This is a genomic window from Azobacteroides sp. (SeqCode) (assembly GCF_055395615.1).
This window is the reverse complement of sequence record NZ_AP014701.1, coordinates 195,638-210,574: the sequence shown is the minus strand read 5'-3', so window position 1 is coordinate 210,574 and position 14,937 is coordinate 195,638. Positions and strand designations below refer to the sequence as shown.

Sequence of the window (14,937 nt, the reverse complement as noted above, 5' to 3'; positions counted from 1 at the left end):
ATACAAAAACAGTTCATAGGACAAAAATATAAAAAATTAGACTTCTGTATTTTATTTTTATTTACCTTTATTAGGAAAGAAAACTGTTATGAAGAGAATAGGATTGCTTTCTGATACTCATGCATATTGGGATGATAAATTTGCTTTCTATTTTTCCGATTGTGATGAAGTATGGCATGCTGGAGATATTGGTAGTGAAGAAGTATTAAATCGATTACAACAATTATTCTCAATAGTAAGAGTAGTCTATGGAAATGTAGATGGGTACCCTTTGCGATCTATTTGTCAAAAAATACTTCGTTTTAGGTTAGAGGAAGTTAATGTTTTATTGACTCATATTGGTGGTTATCCTGGAAAATATAATTATAAATTTCATAATGAATTTTATAACAATTCACCTAAACTTTTTGTTTGTGGACATTCTCATATTTTAAAAATTATGTATGATAAATATTTACAAATGTTATGTGTAAATCCAGGAGCTTCTGGAAGGTTCGGATTTCATCAAGTGCGTACGTTACTACGGTTTGTTATTGATGGATCGGATATCAAAAATATGGAAATTGTAGAATTACAATAATAAAATAATTTATTTCTAGAAATTTTTATGAGTTTAAAAAATAATGTATCTGCATATTTGTATTTATCAAAATTTTCATAGAAAAATTATCTATGAATAGTGCTTGAAGTTTTTTATATAATTGTACGAGGATACTAGAAAGTGCTATGAGCAATATTATAAAAATGCAAGTAGAAGAGTCAGTGTATATTCGAACGATTTAATGTGTATTATATAAATACTGAGAAAAAATATTTAAGAGTGGAGTACATGAATGCTTCTAAATATTACCAAAAAATTATATTAATTATTGCTTTGTTGTATCAAATAGAGAGCTAAAAGCTAAGTAGCTATCGACTCTTTTATTGTTGAGGATAAGAGATCCCATTGTCAGACCACTCAATGATGTTAAGAGTATAACTTTTTATGATTGTTAAAATCAACTAATTAAATCTCATCAGATGATAGAACCATTTATACATTAGTATAAAAACTGTTGGATGAATTATTCAGTTGATTTTGGAAATCATGATGCATATCAGGTTTTTCTAAAGTGGAGGAGATTCTAACATTTTTTCTAAATACCATATTAATTATTTTTATGAATTAGTTTTATAATTGATATTTGTACTGTTTGTAAGCATAGATTAAGATTATTCAGTTATCACTATTGCCTTTTACACAAAAATAGATAACATCAATTGAGGCCAATTTTTTTGTAATACTTAATTATCTGTATTAATATGTTTTTTCAAATTCTTGCATAGAAGCAATAAGTGCCTTTATTGCTTCTATGGGTAGTGCATTATAAATAGAGGCACGGAACCCACCCACTGAACGGTGACCCTTAATGCCAATCAGACCTCTAGAAGTGGTAAACTCTTGAAAAGTATTTTCTAAATCTTTGTATTCATCGTTCATAACGAAACACACATTCATCAACGAACGATCTTCTATTGAAGCTGTACCTCTAAACAAACGATTACGATCCACTTCCAAGTATAAGAGAGCCGCTTTTTCCTTATTTTTCTTGTATATTTCTTCTACTCCTCCTAGAGATTTTAACCAATTTAGGGTTTGTAAGATAGCATAAATAGAAATAACAGGCGGAGTATTAAACATGGATCCATTTTTAATATGTATACGGTAATCTAACATAGATGGGATTGGACGATCTACCTTCCCTAAAAGACTATCTTTTATAATTACAAAGGTAACGCCTGCAGGAGCCAAGTTTTTTTGAGCACCTCCATAAATAAGACCGTATTGTTGTACATTTATTGGACGAGAAAAAATATCGGATGACATATCAGCCACCAATGGTATAGGAGATTTAATGTCATAATGTATTTCTGTTCCAAAAATAGTATTATTAGTCGTGATATGAAAGTAATCAGCGTCAGCAGGGATAACATATTTTTTAGGAATATAGGAAAAATTAGCATCCTTAGAGGATGCAACTTCAATAATCTCTCCAAACAATTGAGCTTCTTTAATAGCTTTACTTGCCCATGCTCCAGAATTGAGATAAGCTGCTTTAGTTTTCAATAAATTATATGGAACCATACAAAATTGTAAACTTGCTCCTCCTCCTAAAAACAAAACAGAATAACTCCTTGGAATGTTTAATAGTTCCTTGAATAGAGATATTGTTTTATCCATAACAGATTGAAAATCTCTACTACGATGGCTAATTTCCATTAATGATAAGCCTGTATTAGAAAAATTCATAATTGCTTTTACTGTATTATCTACAGTCTCCTGTGGGAGGACAGAAGGTCCCGGATTAAAATTATACTTTTTCATAATTTTTTTAGGATATTACTTGTAATTATAGAAATTACCAAAGATATAATTTTTTATTGAACCATATTTGTTTTTTTAGATAAAGTACTCTTCTGTATTTAAGTTGTCCAGGAAATAAAAATATTACTTGATAAAGTGACATTTTTACTTAATTTATTTACTTTTAAATAAATCCTAGTTCTAAATTTTGCTTCTTTACTTTTTGATCCCATTTAGATTTATAGATGATTTTTTAAAAAAATTACATCTATGATGGACTCTATTTTTATTTTCACATTTATCAAAATAAATCAGCTAGTCAGATAAGATGTTGCAAATCATACTGATAGTTACATTTTTGTTAAAATCAACATCTTCATCATAAATTAATTCTAAAATTATTGATAGTTACTGAAATTTTAGACTCATAAACTTCTATAAGTATTTTACTATGTTGTTTTTCTAAACACTGTTAATGGAAGTAAAAGTAAAAAATTATATTTTTATTGAATTGAAAGAAAATTCAAATTACGAAAATAAAATCATACAATTTTCAAGAAGATAGTGATTTGCGGAAAATGCTAAAATTGACTGAACCATAAATTCTTTGTTGTTTAAAATGAAGAGATTTGGAAAAATCATATTTTCTTGAATGTTCTAAAACTAAGATGCTATTTTTTTTCATTAAAGATGAGGAAAGCACTAAGGTAGGAATTGAAGACAATTGTTTTAAAGTGTATGGAGGATCGGCAAATATAAAATCAAAAGTATTAGAACAAAATTTTATGAATTGGAAAACGTCTCTTTGGATTATTTGTAATCGGGTTTCTTTCAGTTTTAATTGTATTCCTTTTATGAAGGAACAATGAGTTATTTCTTTTTCCACACACGTTACTATTTTACAGCCGCGAGATAGTAATTCGAAACTAATACTTCCTGTTCCAGCAAACAAATCAAGAGCTAGAGTGTTTTCGAAATTAATATGATTGAAAAGAAAATTGAAGATATTCTCTTTTGCAAAATCAGTTGTAGGTCGTAATTTGAATGACTTTGGAATTTCAAAACGACGACCTCTGTATATCCCTGATATAATGCGCATTAATGTATGAGTTATCTAATAATTACTTTGAAAGAATGAATCAAATTGAACGTTTCATTATCTTTATTTATTAAAATGAAGATAATGAAATATTTAATTTTGCGGTTGTTTTGTTTTTGTAAGATCAGTGATAATTTAAAGTTTTTGTATGAATATACCAGTTATGTATAAATTTAATAGATTCTAATCTAGATAGTTTTAGTTTTCTTTAACGAGATTTAAGAGTTATTTTTGTAGAAAAACTTATATAAAATGCTTCAATCAATGACCGGCTTTGGGAGGGCAATAGTGGATCTTCCTTATAAGAAGATCAGTATAGAAATCAAATCGCTTAATAGTAAGCAGCTAGATTTAAATGTTCGTATACCTATTTTTTTGCGTGAAAAAGAAATAGAAATTCGCAATTTACTATTTCAAACTGTTGGAAGAGGAAAAGTTGATTTTTCTATTTATATAGAATATACTGACATGAAAATTTCTTCTCAAATAAATAAAAATGCTGTTGAGAGTTATTTATATCAATTTAAAGAAATGGCAGAAAATTTGAATATTCCTCTTCCTATAGATTGTCTTTCTGTAATTCTTTCTCTTCCAGGGACGATTGAAGCAAAATTCATAAAATCAGATGAGACTGAATGGGAAACTATAAAACAGGCTGTACATGAAGCGTTAAAAGCATTCATTGAATTTCGTAGACAAGAAGGGATGATGTTGACAGGCATTTTCAGAAGTAAAATCAAATCAATTAGTAATTTTTTGAAGGAAATTGATAAATATGATTCGGATCGTGTAAGAAAAATTAGAACAAAACTTTCTGAATCGATTAAACAAATTGGATTTTTATCTTACGATAAAAATCGTTTCGAACAAGAAATAATATATTATATTGAACGATTAGACATAATGGAAGAGAAAGAAAGATTGAAAAATCATATAAAATATTTTTTGGAAACAATAGAAAAAGAAAAAAGTCAAGGGCGTAAATTAGGATTTATTGTGCAAGAAATTGGACGAGAAATTAATACATTAGGTGCTAAATCTAATCATACTGAAATGCAAAAAATTGTTGTTCAAATGAAAGATGAACTAGAACAAATAAAGGAACAAATACCGAATGTTTTATAAATGATTAATTTATTATTCTGTTGGTATGTGTCAATTAATATGTAGTTCAAAAAAAATAAATAGTAAATTGATTGTCATTTCCGCCCCATCTGGTTCAGGAAAAACTACTATTGTTAATTTTTTATTAAGAGAACAATTATCGCTAGAACTTTCTATATCAGTTACGAGTCGTCCTGCACGTAAAGGAGAAAAAAATGGAGAAGAATATTATTTTCTTACAATGGAAGAATTTGAAAAAAATATAAAAAAAAAATTATTTCTTGAGTATGAAGAAGTATATCCTGGTCGTTTTTATGGTACATTAAAATCAGAAATGGAAGCTAAATTACAAGAAGGAAAAAATATTCTTTTGAATTTAGATATTACTGGAGGCATAAATATCAAGAAGATATATGGAAATAATGCATTATTAATTTTTCTTATGCCTCCTTCTATTAAAGAGTTACAGAGACGATTAGAAAAACGAGGGACAGATTCACCTGAAGTTATAAAGCATAGACTATCTAGAGCAATTTACGAAATTAGTCTGGCTCCAAAGTATGATATAATTATTTTAAATGATGATTTAGAAAAGACTAAAAGGAAGTTTATGCAAATTATAAGTAAATTCATGACTAATAAATGAGAATAGGACTTTTTGCAGGTTCTTTTAATCCAATACATATTGGACATTTAGCAATTGCTAATTATCTTGCTGAATATGAAGGGTACGATAGAATTTGGTTTTTAATTACTCCTCAGAGTCCTTTGAAAAATAAGAACAGATTAATGAATCAAAATTTACGTTTGAGATTGTTACAAAAATCTATTCAAGATTACAACAAATTTGAAATTTGTACTGTTGAGTGGAGTATGCTTCGACCATTTTATACTATTGATACTTTATATAAATTGAGAATGAATTATCCCCAAAACACTTTTGAACTGATTATTGGCTCGGACAATTGGGTTACCTTTCATTATTGGAAAGATTATCTTATAATTTTGGAAGAATTTAAAATTTTCATCTATCCTCGTAACGACTGTCAGCCTATTTATTCTAATCATCCAAATGTGTATCTTTGTAAAGATGCTCCTAGAATAGAAATTTCATCTACTTTTATTCGGGAATCTATTATTGAGGGGAAAGATATTCGCTTTTATATGCCAGAAGGTGTATACAAGGAGATAGTCAAATTTGGATTTATTTCATCCAAATTTGTTTAAAAGCATGAGATAGAATAGAAAAACTTATTTGAATAGAGATTTTACTTATTTACAGTTTCTATATAGCTTAAAATACAATGAAAATAAGTGTTTTATTGGGATTGCAATGGGGAGATGAAGGAAAGGGTAAAGTGGTAGATGTACTTACTCCAAATTATGACATTGTAGCTCGTTTTCAAGGAGGACCAAATGCAGGACATACTCTACTATTTGCAGGAAAAAGATATGTTCTTTGTTCTATTCCATCTGGTGTTTTTCAAAAAAAAGTGAATATAATTGGTAATGGTATGGTGTTAGATCCTATCCTTTTTAAGGAAGAAGTAGAAGTATTAGCATCTTCTTGTAGATATTTAACTGATAAGGTATATATATCTCGAAAAGCACATTTAATTCTTCCTACTCACCGTTTATTAGATATGGCTTATGAAGTACAAAAAGGAATCGGTAAAATTGGAACCACAGGGAAAGGGATTGGTCCGGCTTATACTGATAAAATTAGTCGAAATGGATTGAGAATTGGTGATATAGATTATAATTTTGAAGAAAAATATAAATATGCAATTTCTCGGCATGAAGAATTATTGCATCAAATGAATTTTCAGTATGATTTATCATCTTTAGAAAATGAATGGAAAAAAGGTATTGAGATTATCAAACAATTCAAGAGAATAGATAGTGATAATTTTATTAATAAGGCTTTGAAAGGAGGAAAAACCATACTAGCTGAAGGAGCTCAGGGAACCATGCTGGATATTGATTTTGGATCATACCCTTTTGTCACGTCTTCTAATACAGTGTGTGCAGGTGCATGTACTGGATTAGGGGTAGCTCCAACTAAAATAGGCGATGTATTTGGCCTTTTTAAGGCTTATTGTACTCGTGTAGGAAGCGGACCTTTTCCTACGGAATTGTCGAATAAAATTGGACAAAAACTCCGTGATATTGGTGGTGAATATGGTTCAGTAACTGGGAGACCAAGAAGATGTGGATGGATAGATTTGGTTGCACTTCGTTATGCTATTATGATAAATGGAGTTACTCAGTTAATCATGACGAAAAGCGATGTTTTAGATACTTTTGATACTATTAAAGTATGTGTTGCTTATGCAATAAATGGTCAAAAAACAGAAGATTTTCCATTTGAAATTAATGACTCAGTAAAGCCAGTATATGCGGAATTAGCTGGTTGGAAAATTGATACGACAAAAATGAAATTAGAAAGCGAATTCCCAAAAGCATTTAGAGATTATCTATTATTTTTAGAAAAATATCTGGAAGTAAATATTAAGATTATTTCCATAGGTCCGGATAGAGAACAGACGATAGTTAGAACAATAGAACAATAGAACAATAGAACAATAGAACAATAGAACAATAGAACAATAGAACAATAGAACAATAGAACAATAGAACAATAGAACAATAAAACAATAAAACAATAAAACAATAAAACAATAAAACAATAAAACAATAAAACAATGTATTTTATTCTAATTATAATTGCAATAGTAGGCTGGTTTGTATCAAACAATTTAAAAAAGAAAGCAAAAAAACTTTCTAAAGTCATTTTGAAAAATGGAATAACAGGCAAAAATGTAGCAGAAAAAATGTTGTATGACAATGGGATTTATGATGTACGAGTGATTGTTTCAGATGGAATTCTCACAGACAATTATAATCCGAATAATAAGACTATAAAATTGAGTAAATCTATTTACACAGAGAATAATATATTTTCAGCAGCTGTAGCAGCTCATGAAACAGGACATGCTATACAACATGCGACTGCCTATGTTCCTCTTAATATACGTTCAGCGTTAGTACCTGCAGTAAACTTTTCCTCCAAATGGGTACAATGGATTATACTCGCAGGTTTTTTGTTAATTGGAATTGATTCAAAAATAGGGACATTTGTTTTATTGATTGGTATTGGTTTATTTGCAATAATTACCCTTTTTAGCTTTATCACCTTACCAGTAGAAATAAATGCAAGTATGCGAGCTCTTACTTGGCTTAATCGGTCAGGGATTATTACTTCACAAAATAGTAATGATGCAGAAGAAGCATTAAAAGCGGCTGCATACACTTATGTGGTTGCAGCTTTAGGTTCGTTAGTAACACTACTTTATTATGTGACGATTTACATGAATAGAAGGGATTAGACCAAATTATATATGGTTGGTGGTTGTTTACATTACAGATTACTAATGTTTCCTTCGATAAGTTTCAGGTAGAGGTATATAGAATATTTATTATTGGTAGAAGAGAGTTACAATAGAAAGGTTCATATAATTATTAGAAATACAAAAAATCCTCTGTAAAGGTGGAACAAGGGGGTGTCTTAATTATTCATTGCTTTTGATGAGAAAATTATTAAAAATAGAAGAAGCTCTCTCTTTATGTAAATTTTCTACATTTTAATAGAAATAGCTTCAATTCGTTTTTGATGCCTCCCACCTTCAAAAGGTGTACATAGGAAAATATCTATTATTTTTTTTACGTTTTCTTTCGAAAGATAACGAGCAGGTAACACTAATACATTCGCATTATTATGTTTTCGTGCCAAATGAGCTATTTCTTCATTCCAACATAAAGCAGAGCGTATTTTCTGGTGTTTATTTAGTGTCATATTTATGCCGTTACCAGAACCACAAATTCCTATTCCAATTGATACTTCTTCCTCTTCTATTGCTTCTGCCAATTTATGACCATAGACCGGGTAATCTACACTATCGATAGTATACGTTCCGTAATTGATACAGTACACATTTTGATCGTTTAAAAAGATTTGTATAAATTCTTTTAAGTTAAACCCAGCATGGTCAGATGCAAGCCCAACGATTAGAGTTCCCATTCTTATAGCATTTGTTTTACTTGCTTGTAAACGTTTTTTCCTGTAAACCCGAGCTTTTCGTCGAGAACTTTGTAAGGAGCAGAAAACCCAAATGATTCTAATCCCCATACTTTCCCTTGATTACCAACTAATCCTAAAAGATTAATTGGTAACCCAGCAGTTAATCCGAAAATTTTCTTTCCAGGAAGAATTATTGAATCCTGGTATTCTTTTGTTTGGTTTCTAAATAATCCTTCTGAAGGGATAGAAACAATTCTTACTTTAATACCATCTTTTCTCAATAGTTCTGCACCTTCTACTAAGGTAGATACTTCTGAACCTGAAGCTAATAAAATAATATCAACATTTCCATCGCATTCTATTATATATCCCCCTTTTTCTAATTGTAATGCCTCTTTATTACGACTTGTTTTGGAAGGTAAATCGGTTATATTTTGGCGAGAAAGAATCAACCCTGTAGGAGTAACAGCATTTTCTATAGCCAATTTCCATGCTATAGTTGTTTCGTAAACATCTGCAGGACGAAGCACTAACATAGAATTAAATCCTTTATGATTTTTTAATTTTTCCATTAACCGAATTTGAGCCTCTTGTTCTACAGGTTCATGGGTAGGGCCATCTTCTCCTACACGAAAAGCATCATGTGTCCAAATAAATTTGACAGGAAGTTCCATCAATGCTGCCATGCGCACAGCAGGTTTCATATAGTCAGAAAAAACAAAAAATGTTCCACAAGCTGAAATGACTCCTCCGTAAAGTGCCATACCAATACTCAAGCAAGCCATTGTTAATTCAGCCACACCAACTTGTAGGAAAGCACCAGAAAAATCATCACGAGTAATAGCTCTGGTTTGTTTCAAAAAGCCATCTGTCTTGTCAGAATTAGACAAGTCAGCTGAAGAAACAATCATGTTTTCAACTTGTTCTGCTAAGAATTTCAAAACTGTAGAAGAAGCTGTACGAGTAGCTTGACCCGATTTCTGTTTAATAACTTCCCAATTTATTTTAGGTGATTTTTCCTGTAGCCACGTATGTAGTTTGGTTGCTTTTTCTGGATTTATTTTTGCCCATTCATTTTCTTCTGTAATTCGTTGATTTACAATATTTAGAAGTTCTTCTTTTCTCCTAAAATACAATTCTTTTACTTCTGGAAAAATTTGAAAAGGTTCTTCAGGATTTCCGCCTAAATTTTGAATAGTCGCCTTAAAATTTGCGCCACATTCACTCAAAGGCATTCCATGCGTTGCACAAGTTCCCTCAAAAGAGCTGTTATCATCTTTTACCGCACCTTTTCCAATAATTGTCTTTCCAATAATAAGAGTAGGATGTTTATATTCTTTTTGTGCATCTTGTAAGGCTTTTCGAATTTCTTCTGCATTGTTCCCATTAATTTCAACTACATTCCAACCCCATGAACGATATTTGTCTGCAGTATTTTCGCTTGTTACATTATTTACACAAGTAGATAATTGAATACCATTGGAATCATAAAACATGATCAAATTGTTTAATCCCAAATGACCCGCTATACGACCAGCTCCTTGTGATATTTCTTCTTGAATTCCTCCATCTGATATATAAGTATATATTTTTTGTGGGAGAATATGATTAGTTTTGGATTGAAGAAATTTAGAGGCGATAGCAGCACCCACGGCATAGGTGTGTCCTTGTCCTAAAGGGCCAGAAGTGTTTTCTATGCCACGAAATACATTTAATTCAGGATGTCCAGGAGTAGGACTATTCCATTGACGGAATAGTTTTAGTTCATTTAATGAAAAATAACCTGATAGAGTGAGAACAGAATACAACATGGGAGACATATGCCCTGGGTCTAAGAAAAAACGATCTCTACCATACCAACTTGGGTTATTAGGATCAAAAACTAAAAATTCACTGTAGAGTATATTGATAAAGTCAGCTCCTCCCATAGATCCACCTGGATGTCCAGAATGAGCTTTTTCTACCATAGCAGCTGCTAGTATACGAATATTGTCAGCTGCACGATTTATAAATTGTAAATTTTTCATTGCCTTTTTTATATTTATTATTTCGGTGGTTAATCTTTAAAATACAAATATATGAAAATGAAATTATATGGGCATAAATTATCAAAACAATATTTGATTTTGATAATCGCAATTTGTTTCATTACAATTACAAGAGTTTTATAAATCAATAAAAAATTAATTTTCGACTTTTATATTATATGAAAACTAAAATAAAATTCAATTTTTTAGTTTATATAAAATTTTGTTGATGAAGTTTAGTATATGTTTTGCTACTATGATACATGTTGTATGTAAGAGTAGTACACTCCGATTTTTCTGATTTTTATGAAATTCCGTTTATATAACTCTACTTTCAAATAAGCGTGATAGTGGGTTTCCCTAGTTATAGGACATATCGATAGATATCCAGATAAAATTCTCCCATTTTCTATGATTAAGGGATAATGTCTTTTCCATTCGTGGTGTATTTGCCATGCACTATTTGATGATCGATGATAGTTTATATTAAAAAAATCCTTTTGTTTTCGGAGAAAAAATGTGTTGTAAATGGATAAAAAGATATCCCATACTTTTACGCATGTTTATCTCTACGCAAGGATGGAGATAATAATTATTTTTATATTGATATATTAACATATCTACACTAATATTTCCTTCATAATGAGGAATATATGTTTTTTGCAACACTTGCATTAGTTTGCTTTTTACTCTATAGAGTAATTCATTTGTAATGAAAAATATAATTTTTTGTTCTAAATCTTTTTTTTTTGCTAAAAAGCTACTTTTATAAACTCCCTTACTATTTAGTATAAAAAAATTGAATACCCAATGAAGTGTATTGAATGCAAAGAATTTATTATGAAATGCATAGAAAAGTCTAGTTTTTTATTCAAAACTTTTTCTAATGATATGTATCCTTGTTTTTTTAATATTCCATCAATAATTTGTTTTTCAGAAAAAGGTATTTTATCAGTTTGGAACCAAACTCTCAAAGATGAATAAGAAGATTTGAGTAATAATTTTTCTTGATTTTTTTATAAATCTTTTTATTTCTTCCGTGTTGATAAAAAAATTAGGAAGGAGGTTGGAAGAAATATTGGGTATTGTTTTAATAAGATAAATAAGAACATTGTATGCTGTTAAACGACTTCCTAGAATCCGTAATTTATCTGTCCAACAAGGAATTCTAATTTAAGTTTATAAATACTATTTAGTAGTTCAAAGTGATAAATTGCTGAAGGAGATATACCCCAAAAATCGACGCTTTGGTTAAATAAATCAAATTGCTTTCCTGAGAAATAGCTTACGAGAATAGGTTGAACGGTAGGGTGGAAAAAATCGTAAAGTGTCAATAAAATGGTTTGTCTAATGTCTCTACAAGTGCAAAATCATTAGAATTGGCGTACCAAAAGGGTAAATAAGATAATTGCTGTTGCATCTTGATCATATTGATTTTTGGTTTGTAATATTTAGATGCAAAAAAAATGGATGTTTCATACCATGGATTAAAATAATGAATCATTATCTGATTTTCGTTTTGTTAAGTATAAGTTCTTTATTGAAAACTACAGTTGTTGCAATAGAGGAAACTCTCCATACTTCCGTTTTTTGATAGTTCTTTTGGGGAACCAACTATAACCCCTTTTTCTTTTTTCATCAACCAAATTCTATCAGAAAATTGTAACGCTAGATCTATGTCATGAGTGGAAAGAAAGACTATTTTATATTGTGTTTTACTAATTGTACGAAGTAATTGCATAATTTCCATTTTACTTGAAAAATCAAGAAAAGCTGTTGGTTCATCTAAAAAAATGATAGATGTTTGCTGTGCTAATGTTTTAGCAATCATAGTTTTTTGTCTTTCTCCATCGCTTAAAGTTTGTATTGATTTGTTTCTAAGATTAGAAATGTGTACTAACTGTAAAGCTTTTTCTATAACTACCTTATCTTTTTTATTTAATCTTCCTAAAAATCTAGTGTATGGACTTCTTCCAAGACTTACTAATTCATATACGGACATGTTACATATATTTATCTTTTCCGTCAATACTATACCGATTATTTTAGATAACTCTTTCCTGGGATAGGAAGATAAATTTTTTCTTCCAATAATTATTTTACCATATAAAGGAGACTGAAGACCAGAAAGAGTTCGTAGTAAAGTGGATTTACCAATGCCATTTTTACCAATAAGACAAATAAGTTGTCCAGGACAAATAATTGCATTAAGAGAATGAGTTAGTATTTCATTACATTTTTTCCCTTTATAACCTATAGATAAATTTTGGATATTGATTGTGAAGTCTTCCATAAATTGTTTGAAAATCGATTAAAACAAGTTTATTGAAAAATTTTGTTGACTATCTTTAAATAAGTTCAGTAGTTTTACTATAGTCAGATATTTGGGGATTTTTAACAAAGTACTATATTTATTAAAATGTAGGAGATTTTTCCTAATTTCGAGGTAAGATTTTTTTGTTTTCGCTGTTAAACGAACTTTTTTTTGATTGTTAAATAATCATAGTAATATGAAGTAGTTGATATTTATCACACAATTCTTACATAACTAAGGAAATATTCATCAATTGATGGATTCCGTAAGTATAACATTCCGTATTTCTATACGATGGATGTAGATATATATATACTATTGTGTATACTGGTTTCTTTTTTGCGATATGGAGTTAACTATTATTCTCAACCCTTCTTAAAATAAACAATTCAGTTTGTTTTATTATATCGGTATAGTTAGAATGATCTGAAGAGTTGTTCTACTATTTTGTGAACAGAATCCTTTTCTTTGAATACTTTTTTAAAAAAATTACTTATTTTATTGAATTATCTTTCGTTCTTTTTGAGAAAAATTTAGTTTTCTGATTGGTGAAATTTTTGTGCATAAATCGCATGAATCTTTTGTTTCCTTTTTACAATAGAAGGTTTAACAAAAGCTTGTCTTCTTCTAAGTTCTTTTGTGACACCGGTTTTTTCAAATTTTCTTTTAAACTTTTTCAATGCTTTTTCAATATTTTCGCCTTCTTTTAATGAAATAATAATCATAATCCCTGAAATATTAATTTGAGTTTATTGAAAATAACTTTCTCACTTAATAAATATAGTGTAAAGTTTTTAATGTGTAAAAGTTTTACAACGAATATTTATGGATTATATCTATTTTCATTATTCGTAATAAGTTATATGAGCATGTGAATAATTTTATGATTCATAAATAGTGAAAATCAAATAAACATTACCTTTGCACCGAAAAATTATTGGTAGAAAATTTTTAATTGTTAGATGGAAAGTAGAAACTTATATAAAGATAAAAATTGTTATTTCTGGAAAATCCGATTGGAAATTATTATTAACTCCGTATAATAAAATTAATGTTGTTTTAGATGTTATTAGTAAAGAACATGCTGATCCCTATTTGTATGAGAAATAGTACTGAAAGTATAAATAAACTTGCTCCTTATTCTATTTATATTTCTAACAAAGAATTAAAACAGTTTAAGAAGATATGGAAGGATGTTTTAGTGGAATTGGAATAGATTAGCTTCTTTATAAGGACACTGTTGTAATTGTAAACACTATACCAAATAGTCCATCTTTGCAAGATGGATTATTTTCTGGTGATAGAAGTGTCAATGTAAATGATTCTGTTTTTGTTGTTCATAGTATTACAGAAGAAAAAATTGAAAAGATTTTACGAGGTGGGAATTGGTACCTTCTTAAAATTGAATATTCTTCGAAATTTTTCTAAACGAATTATAAAATTTTGGATTAAAAGGAAAAATAATTTGTCAAATAAGGTTAACTCTGCTTATGAAATTGAAAAAGAAATTGGGTTTATTAAAATATTTGACAAATTCACCCATTCTACCTATAATGAATTTATGAATACTTTAACTGATTTATTATCATTTGGTTGCAAATCGTTATTATAGATTTGAGAATAGATAAAGGAGCTACTTATGATTCAGCAATTAATATTGTTAATGAATTTTTACCAGTAAATAAAGTGATTGTTTATATTGAAGGGAAATCGTTCCATCGTAGGATTTCTGTTTTTAATGGAAATGGAATTTTACAAAAAAGACAAATTATAATTTTGATTGACAAAATGTCAGCTTCAGCAAGTGAAATTATTGCTGGTTCGCTTCAAAGTAATGATAGAGTACTTGGTATGTAGTAATATGTTCAATAGTTATCACTAATTAGAATAATTATTAATTATCTTTTTTTTAACTGAACTACTGCTATATATAAAATTTTGCTTCGTTTATTGACCAGACTTTTATTA

General features: G+C 29.1%; 17 protein-coding genes. 9 read left to right on the top strand and 8 right to left on the bottom strand.

Going from position 1 to position 14,937, the window contains the following annotated elements:
* Positions 1–88 precede the first annotated feature (88 nt).
* Complete coding sequence (locus tag ACZ5QM_RS00980) at positions 89–580, top strand: metallophosphoesterase family protein (protein WP_464183026.1); 492 nt, start codon at positions 89–91, stop codon at positions 578–580.
* Positions 581–1,297: 717 nt separating this feature from the next.
* On the opposite strand, the gene serC is transcribed toward ACZ5QM_RS00980, so the two are convergent.
* Complete coding sequence (gene serC / locus ACZ5QM_RS00975; protein ID WP_464183025.1) at positions 1,298–2,365, bottom strand: 3-phosphoserine/phosphohydroxythreonine transaminase; 1,068 nt, start codon at positions 2,363–2,365, stop codon at positions 1,298–1,300.
* 532 nt (positions 2,366–2,897) lie between these two features.
* Positions 2,898–3,443, bottom strand: a complete 546-nt coding sequence (locus tag ACZ5QM_RS00970; RefSeq protein ID WP_464183024.1) for an RsmD family RNA methyltransferase — start codon at positions 3,441–3,443, stop codon at positions 2,898–2,900.
* 252 nt (positions 3,444–3,695) lie between these two features.
* Between ACZ5QM_RS00970 and ACZ5QM_RS00965 the strand changes: the two genes are divergently transcribed.
* The 5 genes from ACZ5QM_RS00965 (at position 3,696) to ACZ5QM_RS00945 (ending at position 7,936) form a co-directional block, all read left to right on the top strand.
* Positions 3,696–4,568 (top strand): YicC/YloC family endoribonuclease, encoded by an 873-nt coding sequence (locus ACZ5QM_RS00965; RefSeq protein ID WP_464183023.1) that lies wholly within the window; start codon positions 3,696–3,698, stop codon positions 4,566–4,568.
* A gap of 25 nt (positions 4,569–4,593) precedes the next feature.
* The gene (gene gmk, locus ACZ5QM_RS00960; protein WP_464183021.1) at positions 4,594–5,193 is read left to right on the top strand and encodes a guanylate kinase; all 600 of its coding nucleotides are present in this window, start codon (positions 4,594–4,596) and stop codon (positions 5,191–5,193) included.
* The gene (gene nadD, locus ACZ5QM_RS00955) at positions 5,190–5,774 is read left to right on the top strand and encodes a nicotinate (nicotinamide) nucleotide adenylyltransferase (RefSeq protein WP_464183020.1); all 585 of its coding nucleotides are present in this window, start codon (positions 5,190–5,192) and stop codon (positions 5,772–5,774) included. Before gmk ends, nadD begins: the two co-directional genes overlap by 4 nt.
* Positions 5,775–5,851: 77 nt before the next feature.
* Positions 5,852–7,120, top strand: coding sequence for an adenylosuccinate synthase (locus ACZ5QM_RS00950; RefSeq protein WP_464203024.1), 1,269 nt, complete (start codon positions 5,852–5,854; stop codon positions 7,118–7,120).
* 132 nt (positions 7,121–7,252) lie between these two features.
* Complete coding sequence (locus ACZ5QM_RS00945) at positions 7,253–7,936, top strand: zinc metallopeptidase (protein WP_464183017.1); 684 nt, start codon at positions 7,253–7,255, stop codon at positions 7,934–7,936.
* 248 nt (positions 7,937–8,184) lie between these two features.
* Here the strand turns inward: ACZ5QM_RS00945 and rpiB are convergent, their stop codons facing one another.
* The 6 genes from rpiB to rpsU form a co-directional block, all read right to left on the bottom strand.
* Positions 8,185–8,628, bottom strand: a complete 444-nt coding sequence (rpiB, locus tag ACZ5QM_RS00940) for a ribose 5-phosphate isomerase B (RefSeq protein ID WP_464183016.1) — start codon at positions 8,626–8,628, stop codon at positions 8,185–8,187.
* Positions 8,629–8,630: 2 nt separating this feature from the next.
* Positions 8,631–10,655, bottom strand: a complete 2,025-nt coding sequence (locus ACZ5QM_RS00935) for a transketolase family protein (protein WP_464183015.1) — start codon at positions 10,653–10,655, stop codon at positions 8,631–8,633.
* A 486-nt stretch (positions 10,656–11,141) separates the two neighbouring features.
* Positions 11,142–11,330, bottom strand: a complete 189-nt coding sequence (locus tag ACZ5QM_RS00930) for a hypothetical protein (protein WP_464183013.1) — start codon at positions 11,328–11,330, stop codon at positions 11,142–11,144.
* Positions 11,331–11,985: 655 nt separating this feature from the next.
* Positions 11,986–12,159, bottom strand: coding sequence for a hypothetical protein (locus tag ACZ5QM_RS00925; RefSeq protein ID WP_464183011.1), 174 nt, complete (start codon positions 12,157–12,159; stop codon positions 11,986–11,988).
* A gap of 33 nt (positions 12,160–12,192) precedes the next feature.
* Complete coding sequence (locus tag ACZ5QM_RS00920; protein ID WP_464183009.1) at positions 12,193–12,948, bottom strand: ABC transporter ATP-binding protein; 756 nt, start codon at positions 12,946–12,948, stop codon at positions 12,193–12,195.
* A gap of 554 nt (positions 12,949–13,502) precedes the next feature.
* Positions 13,503–13,694: a 30S ribosomal protein S21 gene (gene rpsU / locus ACZ5QM_RS00915; protein WP_464183008.1), complete on the bottom strand. Its 192-nt coding sequence runs from the start codon at positions 13,692–13,694 to the stop codon at positions 13,503–13,505.
* Positions 13,695–13,890: 196 nt separating this feature from the next.
* Between rpsU and ACZ5QM_RS00910 the strand changes: the two genes are divergently transcribed.
* The 3 genes from ACZ5QM_RS00910 to ACZ5QM_RS00900 all read left to right on the top strand — a co-directional run bounded on the left by ACZ5QM_RS00910 (position 13,891) and on the right by ACZ5QM_RS00900 (position 14,826).
* On the top strand, positions 13,891–14,079 hold the full coding sequence (locus tag ACZ5QM_RS00910) for a hypothetical protein (protein WP_464183006.1): 189 nt from the start codon (positions 13,891–13,893) through the stop codon (positions 14,077–14,079).
* Positions 14,080–14,329: 250 nt separating this feature from the next.
* Positions 14,330–14,581, top strand: coding sequence for a hypothetical protein (locus ACZ5QM_RS00905; protein WP_464183005.1), 252 nt, complete (start codon positions 14,330–14,332; stop codon positions 14,579–14,581).
* A 2-nt stretch (positions 14,582–14,583) separates the two neighbouring features.
* Entirely contained in the window at positions 14,584–14,826 is a 243-nt protein-coding gene (locus tag ACZ5QM_RS00900; protein ID WP_464183003.1) for a S41 family peptidase, read from the top strand.
* The last annotated feature ends 111 nt before the right edge of the window (positions 14,827–14,937 follow it).

Excerpts from the sequence above, each read along its gene's own strand:
- rpsU (WP_464183008.1), bottom strand. The coding sequence starts at position 13,694 with ATGATTATTATTTCATTAAAAGAAGGCGAAAATATTGAAAAAGCATTG.
- nadD (WP_464183020.1), top strand. The coding sequence starts at position 5,190 with ATGAGAATAGGACTTTTTGCAGGTTCTTTTAATCCAATACATATTGGA.
- rpiB (WP_464183016.1), bottom strand. The coding sequence starts at position 8,628 with ATGGGAACTCTAATCGTTGGGCTTGCATCTGACCATGCTGGGTTTAAC.
- ACZ5QM_RS00925 (WP_464183011.1), bottom strand. The coding sequence starts at position 12,159 with ATGATTCATTATTTTAATCCATGGTATGAAACATCCATTTTTTTTGCA.
- ACZ5QM_RS00945 (WP_464183017.1), top strand. The coding sequence starts at position 7,253 with ATGTATTTTATTCTAATTATAATTGCAATAGTAGGCTGGTTTGTATCA.
- ACZ5QM_RS00920 (WP_464183009.1), bottom strand. The coding sequence starts at position 12,948 with ATGGAAGACTTCACAATCAATATCCAAAATTTATCTATAGGTTATAAA.
- ACZ5QM_RS00950 (WP_464203024.1), top strand. The coding sequence starts at position 5,852 with ATGAAAATAAGTGTTTTATTGGGATTGCAATGGGGAGATGAAGGAAAG.
- ACZ5QM_RS00980 (WP_464183026.1), top strand. The coding sequence starts at position 89 with ATGAAGAGAATAGGATTGCTTTCTGATACTCATGCATATTGGGATGAT.
- ACZ5QM_RS00930 (WP_464183013.1), bottom strand. The coding sequence starts at position 11,330 with ATGCAAGTGTTGCAAAAAACATATATTCCTCATTATGAAGGAAATATT.
- serC (WP_464183025.1), bottom strand. The coding sequence starts at position 2,365 with ATGAAAAAGTATAATTTTAATCCGGGACCTTCTGTCCTCCCACAGGAG.
- ACZ5QM_RS00965 (WP_464183023.1), top strand. The coding sequence starts at position 3,696 with ATGCTTCAATCAATGACCGGCTTTGGGAGGGCAATAGTGGATCTTCCT.
- gmk (WP_464183021.1), top strand. The coding sequence starts at position 4,594 with ATGTGTCAATTAATATGTAGTTCAAAAAAAATAAATAGTAAATTGATT.
- ACZ5QM_RS00935 (WP_464183015.1), bottom strand. The coding sequence starts at position 10,655 with ATGAAAAATTTACAATTTATAAATCGTGCAGCTGACAATATTCGTATA.
- ACZ5QM_RS00970 (WP_464183024.1), bottom strand. The coding sequence starts at position 3,443 with ATGCGCATTATATCAGGGATATACAGAGGTCGTCGTTTTGAAATTCCA.